Origin of the sequence: Streptomyces sp. RKAG293 (assembly GCF_023701745.1) — a bacterium.
Taxonomy (GTDB): Bacteria; Actinomycetota; Actinomycetes; order Streptomycetales; family Streptomycetaceae; genus Actinacidiphila.
Genome location: NZ_JAJOZB010000001.1, coordinates 8,673,215 through 8,688,380 on the forward strand (window position 1 = coordinate 8,673,215; position 15,166 = coordinate 8,688,380).

Below are 15,166 nucleotides of genomic sequence, written 5' to 3' on the forward strand. Positions count from 1 at the left end.
CTGACATCGGACCCCGCGCGGCCGCCTCCGGCCGCCGCGCGGGGCCTTCCCGATCGTGATGGGAGGCACCGCGACGCGCCCGCCGCAGGACCGTCACTTCACCGAGCCGGCCATCACCCCCTGGACGAAGTGGCGCTGGAAGGCGAAGAAGACGATCAGGGGGACGACCAGTGACAGGAAGGCGCCCGGGGCGAGGACGTCGATGTTGGACCCGAACTGCCGCATCTGCGACTGCAGCGCGACGGTGAGGGGTTGTGAACCGCTGTCGGCGAAGATCAGTGCGACGAGCATGTCGTTCCACACCCACAGGAACTGGAAGATGCTCAGGCTCGCGATCGCCGGTTTGGCCACCGGGAGGATCAGCCGCCGGAAGATCAGCCATTCGGAGCCGCCGTCCATCCGGGCCGCCTCCAGCATCTCGCGGGGGATGTCGGCGAAGTAGTTCCGCAACAGGAAGATCGCGAACGGCAGCCCGTAGGCGACGTGGAACAGGATCACGCCGGTGAGCGACCCGAAGATGCCGAGCGCGCCGAAGAGTTTGGCCACCGGCAGCAGCCCGATCTGCACCGGCACCACGAGCATGGCGACGACCAGCAGGAAGATCACGTCACGTCCCGGGAACTCCAGCCAGGCGAAGGCGTATCCGGCCAGGGACGCGAGGACGACGACGGCCACCGTGGTGGGCACGGAGATCAGCACCGTGTTCCAGAAGGCATGGGTGATGCCGCTGTCCGCCAGGATCGATCCGTAGTTGGAGAACCCCAGACCGCCCGGGTGGGCCAGCGCCGTCCACCAGCCGGTGGTGGCGTTGTCGGTGGAGGGCCGCAGCGAGGAGATGAAGAGACCGAACGTGGGCACCAGCCAGACCAGGGCGACGACCACCAGGAGCGCCTGGACCAGGCCCTTGCCCAGCCAGGCGGTGAGCCGGGAGGTCAGCCGGACGGGGCGGCGGGCCGCCGCGGGCGCCGCGGTCGTTCGCGGCGCGGCCCCGACGGGTGCGGTGTGCTGGGTCGTCATGTCTGGCTCCTGCGGAAGCGACGGATGTTGAGGACCATGGCGGGTACCACCAGGAGCAGCAGCACCACTCCGATGGCGCTCCCCAGCCCCTGGTTGTTTCCGCCGCCGAAGGAGACCAGCCACATCTGCAGGGCCAGCACGTTCGCGTCCTGCTGGACCGGACCGGGGGCGATGATGTACACGAGGTCGAAGACCTTCATCACGTTGATCAGAAGAGTTACGAAGACCACGGTCAGGACCGGGCCGAGCAGCGGCACGGTGATCCGGCGGAAGATCTGCCACTCGCCCGCGCCGTCGATGCGGGCCGCCTCCAGGACCTCGCGGGGAAGCGAGGACAGTCCGGCGCCGATGAGGACCATGGCGAATCCGGTCCAGATCCACAGGTAGGCACCGATGATGGCAGGGGTGATCAGTGCCGGTCCCAACCAGGAGACACCGCCGTACGGTTCGGCGAAGTTCTCCGCCGGAAGGCGCACCTCGTAGGAGCCGTCGGGCACCGCGGCGAAGCGGAAGGTCCCGTCCGGCCCGGTCGTGGCGTGCCCGACCACCCGCTGGTCTCGGACCAACTCCACCGTCATCCGCGGCAGTCCGCGTTCTCGGGCGTCGACCGCGTCGGGCCGGCCGCCGCCTCCGGGGACGAAGTCCAGGAAGACGGTTCCGGTGACCGCGCCCGCCGCGGCCGGGGCGGTCTTCGCCTGGGCGGCCGTGGCGGGAAGGGCGGTCGGTTTGAGGCCGACCAGCCCGAGGGTCAGCGAGTCACCGGGACGCACCTGCCGTGCGGTCCGGTATCCGCCGTCCGGCTGCGCCTCCAGCACCTGGGAGCCGCGGGTGCGGGCGCCGGGGTAGGGGGACGCATCGGTGAAGGCGTCGTGGGCGCCGACGGCGACCGCGTTGAGCACCCCGCGCTGCGGGTCCTGTTCGTAGACGAGCCGGAAGGTGATCCCGGCGGCGAGGAAGGAGATCGCCATCGGCATGAAGATCAGGACCTTGAACGCGGTGGCCCAGCGGATCTTCTCGGTCAGCACCGCCAGCATCAGGCCCAGCCCGGTGAGCAGTGCCGGGGCGACCGCTATCCAGATCGCCGTGTTGCGGATCGCCTTGAGCGTCGCCGGGTCGCCGAACATCTCGGTGTAGTTGTCGAGGCCGGCGAAGTGTTCCCCGGAGGCGTCGAACAGCGACCGCACGACGGCGAAGACGATCGGGTAGCCGACGAGCGCGCCCAGCAGCAGCAGGGCGGGGAGGGCGAAGACCACGGCGTTTATCTTGCGGCGGCGTACCGACCGCTGACGCGCGGTGCGGCCGCCGGGGGCCGCACCGATCGGCCGGCTGCGGTGGTTCATGACGGACATGTCGGCCGCCCTCAGCCCTTGTAGGCATGGAGCGCGGCCGTCTCCAGGGCCTGGGCGGTGTTCTTCGGGGACGACGGGTCCCGCAGGAAGTCCTGCAGGATCTTCCACTCGCCCGAACCCTGGGTGCCGCCGAAGGCCGCCGGGGCCTGGTCGGACATGTCGAAGCGGACGGTCTCACCGGCGTCGACCAGTGACTTGGCGGTCTGCCGGGTGGTGTCGTCGGTGTAGGTGGCGATGTCCAGCTTCTGGTTGGGGGAGAGGAACCCGCCCGCCTTGGCCCACACGGCCGCGGCCTCGGGGGTGGCCAGGTACTCGATGAACTTCATCGCGGCTTCCTGGTTCTTGCCCGCCTTCAGCGCCACAGCGGCGTCGCCGCCGCCGACCACCGGTGCGGTGCCGCCGGTCACCGCGGGGAACGGGAAGAACTTGGCGTCCTCGCCGACCTTCTTGCCCAGCTCACCGGAGATCAGGCCGCTGACGAAGTCGCCCTCATAGACCATCCCCGCCTTCGGCTGCTTGCCGAAGACCTGCTCCACCGACTCGGGGAAGTCGGTCTCCAGAGCGCCCTTGCGGCCGCCGGCGATCAGCTGGTCCTTGGCGAACAGACCGCCCAGGGTGGTGAGCGCCTTGACGACGGTGGGGTCGGTCCAGGGCATCTTGTGCTGCGCCAGCTTGTCGTAGTTCTGCGGTCCCGCCTGGGACAGGTAGATGTTCTCGAACCAGTCGGTCAGCGGCCAGCCGGCCTCACCCGCGACCGAGAAGCCGGGGAGCCCGGAGTCGGTGACGGCCGAAGCGGCGCTGATCATCTCCTCGTAGCTCTTGGGGACGGCGGCCCCGGCGTCAGCGAGCGCCTTGGGGTTGTACCAGACCGTCGACTTGTTGGACGCCTTGAAATACAGCCCGTAGAAGGCGGAGTCGACGGTGCCGTAGTCCTGCCACACCTTGGCGAAGTTCGCGGCGGCGGCCGTGCGGGCGGCGGGGGACAGTGGCCGCAGCCAGCCCTTGCGGGCGAACTGCTGGACCACGCCGACCTGCGGGACCATGACGACGTCGGGTGCGTTGCCGCCCTCGATCTTGCTGCCGACGACGGTGGAGACGTTGTCACCGGTGGAGATGAAGGAGGTCTTGGCGCCGGTCTTCGCCGAGAAGGCGTCCAGCACCTTCTTGAAGTTCTGCTGCTCCACGCCGGTCCACACCGCGGCCACGGTGACGGACTGGCCCTTGAGTTCCTGCTTGCCGTCCTGCGCGGCGGTCTTGTCCTGACCGCCTCCGCAGGCGGTGGCCGTCATGGTGAGGCCGAGTACCACTGCTGTCGCTGCCACGATGCGCTTCATTGCGGTAGATCCCTTCGTCGAATCCGCCCGCGGATCCGGGGGCGGCGGTGGTGGGGTGGTCCGGCCGGTCGGGCCGGGGGCCGGCCTCAGGACGCGGGCAGGTCGCAGACCCACCAGGCGGCGGTGTTGCCCGGAAGCAGCCCCGCGGGGCAGGGGGCGCTGGCCAGCAGCGGCACCCCGGGAACGGGGGCGGGTACCGGCTCCTCGCCGAAGTTGACGGCGCAGACCATGCCGTCGCCGCGCACGAAGGCCAGTACCTGGGGCGGCGACTCCAGCCAGCGCAGGCTGCCTTCGCCGAGCTGGGGAAGCTGTTCGCGCAGGTTCAGGCCGTCGCGGTACAGGTGCCAGAACGAGCCGGTGTCGCTCAGGGCCCGGTCGGTGGTGTGTTCGGCGAACCAGGCGGGCTGCGGCAGCCAGGGCTGCACGGTGGAGCCCGGTGCGGTGAACCCGAACGGTGAGGCGTGCCCGGACCAGGGGAGGGGGACCCGGCAGCCGTCGCGGACGTAACGGCGGCTGCCGGTCCGGCGGAAGATCGGATCGGTCAGCGCGTCGTCGGGCAGGTCGAGCACCTCGGGCAGACCGAGCTCCTCGCCCTGGTAGACGTAGGCGGCGCCCGGCAGCGCCAGCATCAGCAGCGCCGCGGCCCGCGCGCGGGTGGCGCCCACTCCTCCGCTGTCGGCGTCGTAGCGGGTGACGGTCCTGACCTGGTCGTGGTTGTTGAGCACCCAGGTCACCGTGGAGCCGGTTCCGGCGATGTCGCGCAGCGCCTCGACGATGCTCCGGCGGAAGTCGGCGGCGTTCCACGGGGCGCTGAGCAGGTGGAAGAAGAACGCCTGGTGCAGTTCGTCGGGGCGCACGTACAGGGCCTGATCGGCGGCGGTGGGTACGGAGACCTCGCCGACCAGCAGCCGGTCCTGTCCGTCGTGTGCGGTGTACGACTCGCAGAGCGCTCGCCACCGGCGCCACACGTCGTGTACCTCGGGCTGGTTCCAGGCCAGCGGGTTCACCGAGTCGCGGGTGCGTTCGTCGGCCTCCGGGTCGGGGGAGTCCGGCAGTTCCGGGTGCCGGAACAGCCCGGCGGCGACATCGATGCGGAAGCCGTCGACACCCCGGTCGAGCCAGAACCTCAGCACCTCCTCGAAGTGGTCCCCGACCCGCGGATCACGCCAGTTGAGGTCGGGCTGCTCGGGGGTGAACAGATGCAGGTACCACTGGCCCGGGCTGCCGTCCGCCTCCTTGACGCGTGACCAGGCCGGTCCGCCGAACATCGCCCGCCAGTTGTTCGGTGGCAGCTCCCCGTGCTCCCCCCGGCCGTCGGCGAAGTGGAAACGGGACCGGGCCGGGCCGCCGGGGACGTCGGCGAGCGCCGCCCGGAACCAGGGATGGGCGCTGGAGCAGTGGTTGGGGACGATGTCGATGACGACCTTCAGCCCGAGCCGGTGCGCGTCGGCGACGAGGCGGTCGAACTCGGCGAGGTCGCCGTAGAGCGGGTCGACCGCGCTGTAGTCCGCGACGTCGTAACCGTGGTCGTGCTGGGGGGAGGGGTAGAACGGGCTGAGCCAGATGCCGTCCACTCCGAGCTTGCGCACGTAGGGCAGTCCCACCCGGACTCCCGCGAGGTCGCCGACGCCGTCCCCGGTGCTGTCGAGGAAGCTGCGGATGTAGACCTGGTAGACCACGGCATCGCGCCACCAGGGGCGTTGCCCGTCGGCCGGCCGGGCCGCCGGTGAGCGGCCTGCGGGGTTCTCGACTGGGACTGCGAGCATCCCGTCACCATCCTGAATCTGACGCGCGAGCGGCCGTCGTTGGAGTTGGGAACCGTGAGAACCGATCGGTGTGCCATGACCGGCCCGCGGCATGCGGGCAGGGGGCAGCGGCGCACCACGGTGCGATCGGCGGGGTTGGGGTGGGGTGCGCACTGCCAACGGCAGCCTCACCCTGTGATGCATGCATGTTAAGTAGGAGAGTCGGGGAGGTGTCAACGCTCTCGGGCCATCAGGCCGTCATGGAGCGTCATTCATCCCGGTATGTGCAGAAAATTGGAACGAGATGTCCCGACGATCATGCCTAACAAGTAACTAGGAAGGTGAGGCTGAAGCGGGGGTCAGCCGCCCCGAACGACGTCCTGGAGCTCTCGCTGCAGCCGGGCCAGCGCCTGCTCTGGCGTTTGCCGCAGGGCCAGCGCGTCATAGGTCACGGCGGCGACCACCAGGCTCACCTGCTCGTACCGCGCGCTCTTGGGGCGCGGCCTGGCGGTGCGGACACTCTCCTTGAGGACCGGCAGATACGGGAAGCGCCGGATGAGAGCCGGGTCCGAGTACAGCGATGCCCACACCGGCGGCAGCCCGCCGTCGGTCAGGACCTGGCGCTGCACGCCCTCGCTGGACAGGTAGGCCATCAGCTCCGCAGCCGACCGCTGGTGCCGCGAGTGCGCGTTGACGGCCAGGTTGGAGCCGCCCAGCACGCCGCTGCCGGGCCCGTCAGGGCCGGGCAGCGGGACGACGCCGAACTTTCCCGCCACCGCGGAGTCGCGGGCCGAGGCGAGGTTGTAGACGTAGGGCCAGTTCCGCAGGAACAGCAGCTTGCCGTCCTGGAACGCCTGCCGCGACTCCTCCTCCTTGAAGGTCAGTGCCTCCCGGGGAATCCAGCCGTCGGTCACGCCCCGCGTCAGGAACCGCAGGCCCTCCAGCGCGGCCGGGGAGTTCACCGTCGCCTGTCGCCCGTCACCGCCCAGGATCGACCCGCCCGCCGACTGGACCGCCTCGGCCACGTTCACCGTCAGCCCCTCGTACGGCAGGAACTGCCCCGCGTACCCGCCGATCCGGTACTTGGCGGCGAGGGTGGAGGCCTCTTTCTCCAGCTCGGCCCAGGTGCGCGGCGGGCGCAGGCCCTCCCGGTCGAGGATGTCCTTGCGGTAGTAGAGCAGCCCCGCATTGGTCACATACGGCATGGCGTACAGCCGGCCGCGGAACGTGGCCGTGTCCGCGACGGAGGGCAGCAACCGGTCCAAGGGCAGACCGCGCCCGTCCACCGGGGCGATCCACTGGTTCCCGGCGAACTCGGAGGTCCAGGCCACATCGATGTTCAGGACGTCGAAGCGGCTGCTGCCCGACCGCAGGCTGTCCGCCATCTGCGCGTGGACCTCGTCCGCCGCCTCGGGCAGCTCGACCAGCTTCACCGGCTCATCGGGATGGGTCCGGTTCCAGCCGTCCAGTACCGGCTGCAGATAGCCGGTGAGGTCCCGGCCGGTGACCAGGGTCATCGGCCCCCTGCCGTCGGCGGCGCCCGGCGGCGCGGCGTCCGCACCGGCCCCCGAACCGGCGTAACCGGCCAGCACCAGGGCGCCCACGAGCAGTCCCCTGCCCATGATTCGCGCCCAGCGCATCGGTCCCTCCACTCCTCGCTCCGCCCGCGACATGTTCCGCATGGCCGAGGCGTCATGTATACCTGCTGAGCATGCGCGATACTAGGGGCCGCGGTCAGCTGCCCGTCCGGGCACGGCCGATACCCCTAACAAGCAGGTAGCCGGGGAGGAGGCTCAACCACTGTGCGTCTTCCCCTGCTCGCCCTGCTCGCCGCGGGCCCCGCTCATGGATACGAACTGAAGCAGGGCCTGGAGAAGCTCTTCGGAGCGGCGTACCCTCAGCCCAACATCGGTCAGATCTATGTGACCCTGGGCCGGCTGGAAAAGGCCGGCCTGATCGCGGGCGAGGACATCGTCCAGCCGGACCGCCCCAACAAACGCATCTACGAACTGACCGAGGCGGGCCGCGAGAGCGTCGACGCCTGGTTCGAAGAGCCGTCACCGACCCCCCGGGTACGGGACGACTTCTTCATGAAGCTCGCCCTGGCCCCCCGGACCGGCAGGGCGGACCAGGTCACCCTGATCAACAAGCAGCGCCGCCACTACCTGAACCTCATGCGGGCCCTGTCCAAGCTGGCCGCAGGGGAGGACCAGGACAACCGCATCGCACAACTGCTGATCGAGGGCGCGTCCCTGCATCTTCAGGCCGACCTCGACTGGTTGGAGCGCTGCCAGGAGGAACTCGAATGACACGAACCGAGCCGGCCACCGGTCCAGCGCCGCACCTGCTGAGCGTGACGGGTCTGACCAAGACCCACTCCACCGACGGCGCCAGCGTACGGGCCGTACGCGGTGTGGACCTGAACGTGGCGCGGGGCGAGTTCGTGGCCGTCACCGGGACTTCGGGGGCCGGGAAATCCACCCTGCTGCACCTCCTGGGGGCCTGGAGCGCCCCGACAGCGGGCGCATAGCCCTCGACGGACGGCGCGTCGACGATCTCAGCGAGGCGCGCTGGGCCGTACTGCGCCGCCGCAGGATCGGCATCGTCTTCCAGTTCTTCAACCTCGTCTCCACCCTCACCGTCGCGGACAACATCGAACTGCCCGCCCTCCTCGCGGGCCGCACACCCCGCCAGGCGCGGGCGTCGCGGGAGGAATTCGTCGGCCGGCTCGGACTGAGCGGCAAGGAGAACAGCCTGCCCGGCGACCTCGCCGGCGGCGAGCAGCAACGGGTGGCACTCGCGAGAGCCCTGGTCAACAAGCCGGATCTGCTGCTGGCCGACGAACCCACCGGTTCCCTGGACGGCAAGGGCACCCGGGAGGTGATCAGGCTGCTCACCGAGCTCCACCAACAGGGCCAGACCATCGTCCTGGTCACCCACGACGCCAGGGTGGCCAGCGCGGCCGACCGCGTCATCAGCTTCTACGACGGCCGGATCACCGACGACACCACCCTCGACACCACGGACCAGCACCGGGCAGCCGCCGCGGACATCGTGAAACTGACGGGCTGACCAGATGCGCGCCATCACCCGCTGGGCACTCGCCGACCTGCGCACACACCGTGGTCAGGCCCTGTCCATCGTCCTCGCCACCGCCGGAATCACCGTGGCCCTGCTGCTCTCCGTGGCGCTGCTGCAGTACGCGGTCAGTCCCTGGCAGCGGCTGTTCACCGAGACCCAGGGCGGCCATGTGTGGCTGCGCACCACGGAAGGCACCCCTGCCGGGCCGCTGAGCCGGCTCGACGGAGTCCAGGCGCTGTCCGGCCCGTTCCGCACCGATTCGGTGACCGTCCGGCTCGGTGCCGAGACGGCCGCGCTCGACCTGCGCGCCGCCGGGCCGCGCATGGAGGACGTCGCCCAGCCCAAGATCGCCGCCGGGCGCTGGCTGGACGGCACACAAGGCGACGGGATCGTGCTGGAACAGTCCGTGGCCTCCGCCTTGTGGGCGCAGCCCGGCGACACCCTGCAGATCGAAACCGGCGGCACGGGCATCCGGACCCTGCGCGTGGTCGGAACGGCCAGGACCGCCGAACGGGGATACGTCCGAGGCGACGTCCCCGGCGTGGGCTGGGCCGCGCCCGACGTGGTCGGCGCTCTGGCCTCCGCGCAGACGCACCCGGGGCAGACCGTCGGACTGCGGCTCGCCGACCCGGGCGACACGGACTTCGTGGTGCAGCGGGCGGTCGCCGCGGTGGGCCCCGACCATGTGCTCTCCGTCTCCACCTGGCGCGATGCCCGCTCCGCCGCCGAGGGCGACAACCGGCTGCTCGGGCTGCTGCTGAGGATCTTCGGTCTCGGCGCGCTGCTGGCCGCCGCGGTGGCGGTGACCGGAGGCGTCAGCACCCGCGTCCTCGCCCACGTCCGGGACATCTCCGTCCTCAAGGCGGTGGGCTTCACCCCCGGACAGATCGCCGGGATGTTCTTCGCGCAGCACGCCGTGCTCGCGGTGCTGGGTGCCGCGGTCGGAACGGCCGCCGTCCAGATCGCGGGCTCCGCCGTGCCCGGCCCGATCGGCGAGGCGGTGACGCTCTGGCAGGCGCTGCCCGGACAGAGCTCGTCCCTGGCGTACACCTGCGCCGCCACCGTCTCCGCCATCGCCGCCGCCACGATGTTCGCCGCCTGGCGCGCTGCCCGGATCCCGCCGATACCCGCCGCCCGGACCACCGCCCCGGGCGGGCGCCGCTCGGCTCGCAAGGGGCGGACGGCGTTCCGCTTCAGGACACCCCCGTCACTGGTGCTCGGCTGGCGCGGAGCCGTACACCGGCCGGGGCGCTTCGCGGCGTCCGTGGCCCGGCTCGCGCTGCCCATCGTCATGATCACCGTGGCCCTCTCCGCCGCCGCCACGCTGGACCGTTTCCAGCATCCCCCCGAGAGGGCAGGACTGACGGCTCAGCTGACGGCGCGCGAGGACGGCGGGTCCACCGTGGGGCTGGAAAGCCGACTGGCACAGCTGCCCGGCGTCTCCGGCGTGTACCCGGCGACCGAGGTAGCCGCGCTCGTTCCCGGGCAGACCCGCACCATCACCCTGCGCGGACTCGGCACCGCCGGCCACCGCTACCCCTTCGCCGCGGCCGAAGGCCGGGCCGCGACGGCACCGGACGAGGCGATGGCCGGACAGGGACTGCTCGACGCCATGGACGTCCGGGTCGGCGAATGGGTCCGGGTCACCGTGGCCGGCACACCGCACATCCTGCACATCGTGGGACGCAGCATCGAAACCGAACACAACGGGATGGTCATCTCCACCTCCCTGGACACCCTCCAGGAAGGGCAGAACACGCTGCGCCCGCAGTTCTACCACCTGGCGTTGCGGCCGGGCGCCGACCCGGCCGCGGTGTCCCGGGCCCTGCCCCAGGCCTCGGACGGCCGGCTGGAGATCCGCACGACCGCCGGCCCCGCCGACGAACTGTCCCCGATCCGCGGTGTGATCGCCGGGCTGGTCGCCGTACTGGCGCTCATCGGCCTGGTGGACCTCTCCACCTCGATCACCGCCGCCGTGCGGGACCACAGCCGGGACCTGCGGGCCCTGCGCGCGATCGGGCTGACTCCCCGCCAGACGGTCGCGGTCATCCAGATCAGCGCCGCGGTCATCGCCCTGGCGGCGGCGCTGGCCGGCACCGTCGTCGGTGTCCTCACCTCACACTGGCTGATCGACCTGCAAGGGCGCTCCAGCGGCATCGGCGCGGGCATAGCGCAGACGCCGGCCCTGACGACGCTGCTGCTGGCCGGGGGAGCGGTGGTCACCGCCGCCGTCACCATCGCCACGCTGCCCGCGCTGCGGGTGGTCCGCGGCCGTGGGGCGGACCCGGGGATCACCATCTACTGACCTCGGACGGCGGGGTTTCACGTACCGCCGTTCAGTAAGGATCCCAGCTGGGTAAGAAGCCGCCAAATGGGGCGCGCGTCTCGTCCAGGTACTGAGGGCGACCCCTTCGACGTGCACGTACGCCTCGGTACGTGCATCGTGGAGGAGAGGTGATCTTCACATGCCCCTGTACATCGCTGTGGCTACGTTCGAGGCGAATGGACCTTTGGGTACCGTGCAAATCGCCGACCACCCGGAAGAAGCCCCCGACGCGCAGAGCTATGCGAACACCAAGCGTGACGAGATCCTGGCCATGGACGAGCACCCTGAAGTCGATCCGTCCCAGTGGTCGGACCTCCGCCTGGTACGCATCGACGTCTGGCCGGACGGCGTCGACATCGCGGCCGTCCCACCGGATTTCGTCCTGTCCGTGGAGTGAGAGCGGACAGCCTGTGCGGTCTCCTTCGCCGAGAAGGGGACCGCACAGGTGCCGCGGGCGGGCGATGACCTTCACCGGAACGGCTGCCGTGGCCACCCGAATGGCCTAGGAACCGCCGGACAAGGTCCGCCGGCCATCGCGTCAGCGCTCAGGCCGGAGCTCAGGCCGGGACTTCACACCGGGGCTCAGGCCGGGGCCGTGAAGGTGTGGTTGCCGGCGGGAAGCCGGAAGGCCGCGGCGCCCTGTGTGTAGCCGAAGGGCACCGCCTGGGCCGGTGCGGTCACCGCGGCCGCCGAGCCGGCCGGTACCCGGACGGTCGCCGACGTACCGGCGGGCACGGTGACCTTGAGGGTGAACACCCCGCCGGAGACGGACCAGTCGCTGACCGCCGGCCCGTACGGCGTCTCGTACGCGGATCGTGCCGAGGTCAGCCCCCCGCCGGGCCGGGGTGCGACGAGCAGCGCCCGGTAGCCGGGGGACGCCGGGCCGAGGCCGCCGACCTGGCGGTAGAGGAAGTCGCCGACCGAGCCGAGCCCGTAGTGGTTGAACGAGTTCATCCCGGGATCCTGGAGGCTTCCGTCGGTCCTGATGCCGTCCCAGCGCTCCCAGATGGTGGTCGCGCCCCTGCTGATCATGTACCCCCAGCCGGGATAGCCGGGCTGGAGCAGGATCTGGTAGGCGATGTCGGCGCGGCCGTGGTCGGTGAGGACCGGCAGCAGATCCTTCACCCCGAGGAATCCGACGGACAGATGCCCGCCGGAGGCGGCGACCTTCGAGACCAGTCGGTCGACCAGCGACTGCACCCGGTTCTCCGGGACCAGCCCGAAGGCCAGCGCCAGCACGTAGCCGGTCTGGGTGTTGCCGGACACCGTTCCGTTGGCCGCGACGAAGTAGTTCGTGAAAGCGGCGGCGACCTGGTCCGCGAGGGTGCCGTAGGTAGTGGCCTCCGCCGTGCGCCCGGTGGCCCGCGCCATCCTCGACACCAGCCGCGCCGCCCAGGCGAAGAACGCCGTGGAGATGACGTTGCGGGCGGTGTCGTCGTTGACGTTGAGCCAGTCCCCGAAGCCGCCCTGATCACGGATCAGGTTCGCGTCGGCCGTCGACCTGAGGTACTCCACCCACCGGACCATCGCGGCGAAGTGCTCGTCGACGACGCGTACATCACCCGTGCGCTGCCACAGGGTGTACGGGACGATGACGCCCGCGTCCCCCCAGCCGGCGACGCCCGAGCCGTCCTGCGTGTCCGGTGCGGTGTTCGTGAACGATCCGTCGGCGTGCTGGGCGTCGGTCAGGTCGTCGGTGTACTTGTTGAGGAAGGACGACATGTCGATGTTGTACGTCGAGGTGTCGACGAAGGCGGCGATGTCACCGGTCCAGCCGAGCCGTTCGTTGCGGCTCGGGCAGTCGGTGGGGACCGCGAGCATGTTGGACCGCTGGCCCCACACGATCGCCTGCTGCACCTGGTTGAGCAGCGCGCTGGACGTGGTCAGGGTGCCCAGTTGGGCGGCGGACGTCCAGGCGGTGCGACCGGTGAGGGCGGACGTCGTCGGGGTACCGGGGAAGCCGGTCACTTCGACGTACCGGTATCCGTGCAGGGTGAACCGTGGCTCGTAGGTCTCCGTCCCGGTGCCCGCGAGGGTGTACCGGTCGGTTCCCAGGCCCGCCACCCGCAGGTTGTCGGTGTAGAGCGTGCCGTCCGCGTTCAGGATCTCGCCGTGCCGCAGCGTCACGACGGTGCCCGCGGGACCCGACACCCGCAACCGGTCCCAGCCGGTGGCGTTCTGCCCGAGGTCGAAGATCCACACACCGGGTTTCGGCTGGGTGAGCGCGACGGGGATCCGGTCGTACTGCACCCGGACGCCCTCGTCGACCTGCGACACCAGGTTCGGGAGCGCACCCGAGCGCACCGTGACGGCGCTCCAGGCGGCGTCGTCGAACCCGGCGCCGTCCCAACCCGCCACGGCCGCCCGGGCGTCGTACTCCTCACCCATCTGCAGGTCGTCGACCCGGATCGGGCCGGGTGCGTACTTCCAGCTGCTGTCGGTGGCCACCAGTGAGCTCGTACCGTCGCTGTACGTCAGGTGCAGCTGCGCCGAGTACCAGGGCTGCGCACCGTAGAACTGGGGCCCGTGCCAGCCGATATGGCCGGTGTACCAGCCGTTGCCCAGCCACGCGCCGAGCGCGTTGGCGCCCTGCGTGATCCGGTCGGTCACGTCGTACTCCTTGTACTGCACACGCTTGGAGTAGTCCGTCCAGCCGGGCGCGAGCGCGTCGTCGCCGACCTTGGCACCGTTGAGCCGGGTCTCCTGCAGGCCGAGGGCCGTCGTGAACAGCCGTGCTCTGGCCACCGGCTTCGAGACGGTGAACGCCCTGCGGAGCAGCGGCGACGGCTTGGCCTGCGGTATCGCCACACCGGACCCCCAGGGCCCGCCCCCGTACACCGCCACCGCTTTCGCCTGCACCCAGGCGGAGTCGTTGAAGCCGGGCTGCTCCCAGCCGGCCGGTCCCGTCTGTGCGGCCTTCCAGGTGGTGTCGGTGTTGACGACCGGGCTGCCGGTCGCGGTCAGTTGGGCGATCATGCCGGCCGGCGACTGGCTGGTGTTCTGTGTCGACACCGCGATGGTGTTGGATCCGGCGTGCAGCCGGCTCGTGACGTCGACGACGGAGGCCTGCTGCCACGCGGTGGCGGCGCTGACCTGGGTGCCGTTGACCCACACGGTGGCGGTGTCGTCGCCGGAGACGACGAGTGTGGCGGACGCCGGTGCCGCGGCGAGGCTGACGGTCCTGCGGAAGTAGCGCGTCGCGGCCGGGACGCCGGAGGCCGGGTCGCCCTCCGGATACCAGATCCAGGTGGCGCCGCTCAGTCCGGCGGTGGACAGCGGCTGCCCGATGAAGGCGCCCTTCCACTCGCCGGCCGGGGCGAGCAGGCCGGTCTCGAAGGTCCGGACCGCGCCCCACGCACTGACGCGTCCCTGGGTGTCCCATATCTTCACCCGCCAGTAGTAGCGGGTCCGCGAGGCCAGCGCCGGACCGCCGTACACGACGTCGACGGACTGCCCGCTCGGGGCTCGCCCACTGTCCCAGACATCGCCGGTTCCGGCGTCGGCCAACTCACCGGAAGTGGCGACGATGACCTGGTAGGCACCCTGCGCCTGCCCACCGGATCCGCTGAGCTTCCACCCGAACCGGGGCCGGGCGGCGTCCAGTCCGAGCGGGTCGGTGCGGCGCTCGGTGGTGGCCGAGGCGACGCTCAGCGGCGAGGCTGCCGCCGGGTCGGGCGCGATGACGCGGCTTCCCCACGGGCCCGACCCGTAGGCCCCGAGGTCGGCGGCCGCGGGCCAGGCGGAGTCGTTGAACCCGGGCTGTTCCCAGTCGCCCGCCGCGGTCTGCGACGCCTTCCAGGCCCCGTCCGTGACGAGGTCGACGCCGGTGCCGCCGGCCACCACGTGCATCCGCCCGATGAGGCCGGACGGACCGGTGGAGGTGTTGCGCGCCACGACCGCGAGGGTGTTCGCGCCGGGGAGCAGTGCGGACTGGAGGTCGACGTAGAGCGCCTGGGCCCAGGAGTCGGTGGCCCGCGGAGACGAGGCCAGGGGAGTGCCGTTGAGCCAGACGTCCACGGTGTCGTCGCCGGTGACGACGAACTGCGCTTCGGTGACAGCGCCCGCCGGGACGGTGAACGTCCGGCGGAAGTACCGGTCACCGGCCGGGGCGGAACTCGCCGGGCTTCCCTCCGGGAACCACACCCAGTGCGCGCCGGTGAGACCGACGGGCAGCACGGATCCGGCGGCCGGTGCGGCGCTCGCGGAGGCGGCCGTCAGCGCGGGGAATCCCGCCGCGGCGAGTGCGGCTCCGCCGAGCCCCCATTTCAGAATCACGCGTCGTTCGTGCCCGGAGGGGGACGGCTCGTCCAGCGG

9 protein-coding genes and 1 pseudogene are annotated in these 15,166 nt (G+C 71.0%); 4 read left to right on the top strand and 6 right to left on the bottom strand.

The genetic code is table 11. From position 1 onward, the window contains the following. Positions 1-93: 93 nt before the first annotated feature. From LNW72_RS38265 to LNW72_RS38285, 5 genes are all read right to left on the bottom strand, one after another. Positions 94-1,017, bottom strand: coding sequence for a carbohydrate ABC transporter permease (locus tag LNW72_RS38265; RefSeq protein ID WP_250979625.1), 924 nt, complete (start codon positions 1,015-1,017; stop codon positions 94-96). Beyond that, positions 1,014-2,357: an ABC transporter permease subunit gene (locus tag LNW72_RS38270; protein WP_250980469.1), complete on the bottom strand. Its 1,344-nt coding sequence runs from the start codon at positions 2,355-2,357 to the stop codon at positions 1,014-1,016. Before LNW72_RS38270 ends, LNW72_RS38265 begins: the two co-directional genes overlap by 4 nt. Positions 2,358-2,377: 20 nt before the next feature. After that, the gene (locus tag LNW72_RS38275) at positions 2,378-3,700 is read right to left on the bottom strand and encodes an ABC transporter substrate-binding protein (RefSeq protein ID WP_250979626.1); all 1,323 of its coding nucleotides are present in this window, start codon (positions 3,698-3,700) and stop codon (positions 2,378-2,380) included. Positions 3,701-3,786: 86 nt separating this feature from the next. After that, entirely contained in the window at positions 3,787-5,466 is a 1,680-nt protein-coding gene (locus LNW72_RS38280; protein WP_250979627.1) for a glycoside hydrolase family 13 protein, read from the bottom strand. Positions 5,467-5,804: 338 nt separating this feature from the next. Beyond that, entirely contained in the window at positions 5,805-7,085 is a 1,281-nt protein-coding gene (locus tag LNW72_RS38285) for an ABC transporter substrate-binding protein (RefSeq protein WP_250979628.1), read from the bottom strand. A gap of 162 nt (positions 7,086-7,247) precedes the next feature. On the opposite strand from LNW72_RS38285, the gene LNW72_RS38290 reads away from it, so the two are divergent. The 4 genes and pseudogenes from LNW72_RS38290 (at position 7,248) to LNW72_RS38305 (ending at position 11,249) form a co-directional block, all read left to right on the top strand. Continuing rightward, positions 7,248-7,754 carry a PadR family transcriptional regulator gene (locus LNW72_RS38290; protein ID WP_138358653.1) on the top strand — a complete coding sequence of 169 codons (507 nt, stop codon included), beginning with the start codon at positions 7,248-7,250 and terminating at the stop codon, positions 7,752-7,754. Beyond that, positions 7,751-8,517, top strand: a pseudogene (locus LNW72_RS38295) (ABC transporter ATP-binding protein). The gene LNW72_RS38290 and the pseudogene LNW72_RS38295 overlap by 4 nt, the downstream one beginning before the upstream one ends. A 4-nt stretch (positions 8,518-8,521) precedes the next feature. Continuing rightward, positions 8,522-10,831 (top strand): FtsX-like permease family protein, encoded by a 2,310-nt coding sequence (locus tag LNW72_RS38300; RefSeq protein ID WP_250979629.1) that lies wholly within the window; start codon positions 8,522-8,524, stop codon positions 10,829-10,831. A 160-nt stretch (positions 10,832-10,991) separates the two neighbouring features. Continuing rightward, positions 10,992-11,249, top strand: coding sequence for a hypothetical protein (locus LNW72_RS38305; RefSeq protein WP_250979630.1), 258 nt, complete (start codon positions 10,992-10,994; stop codon positions 11,247-11,249). 185 nt (positions 11,250-11,434) lie between these two features. On the opposite strand, the gene LNW72_RS38310 is transcribed toward LNW72_RS38305, so the two are convergent. Beyond that, positions 11,435-15,127, bottom strand: a complete 3,693-nt coding sequence (locus LNW72_RS38310) for a family 78 glycoside hydrolase catalytic domain (protein ID WP_250979631.1) — start codon at positions 15,125-15,127, stop codon at positions 11,435-11,437. Between the last annotated feature and the right edge of the window lie 39 nt (positions 15,128-15,166).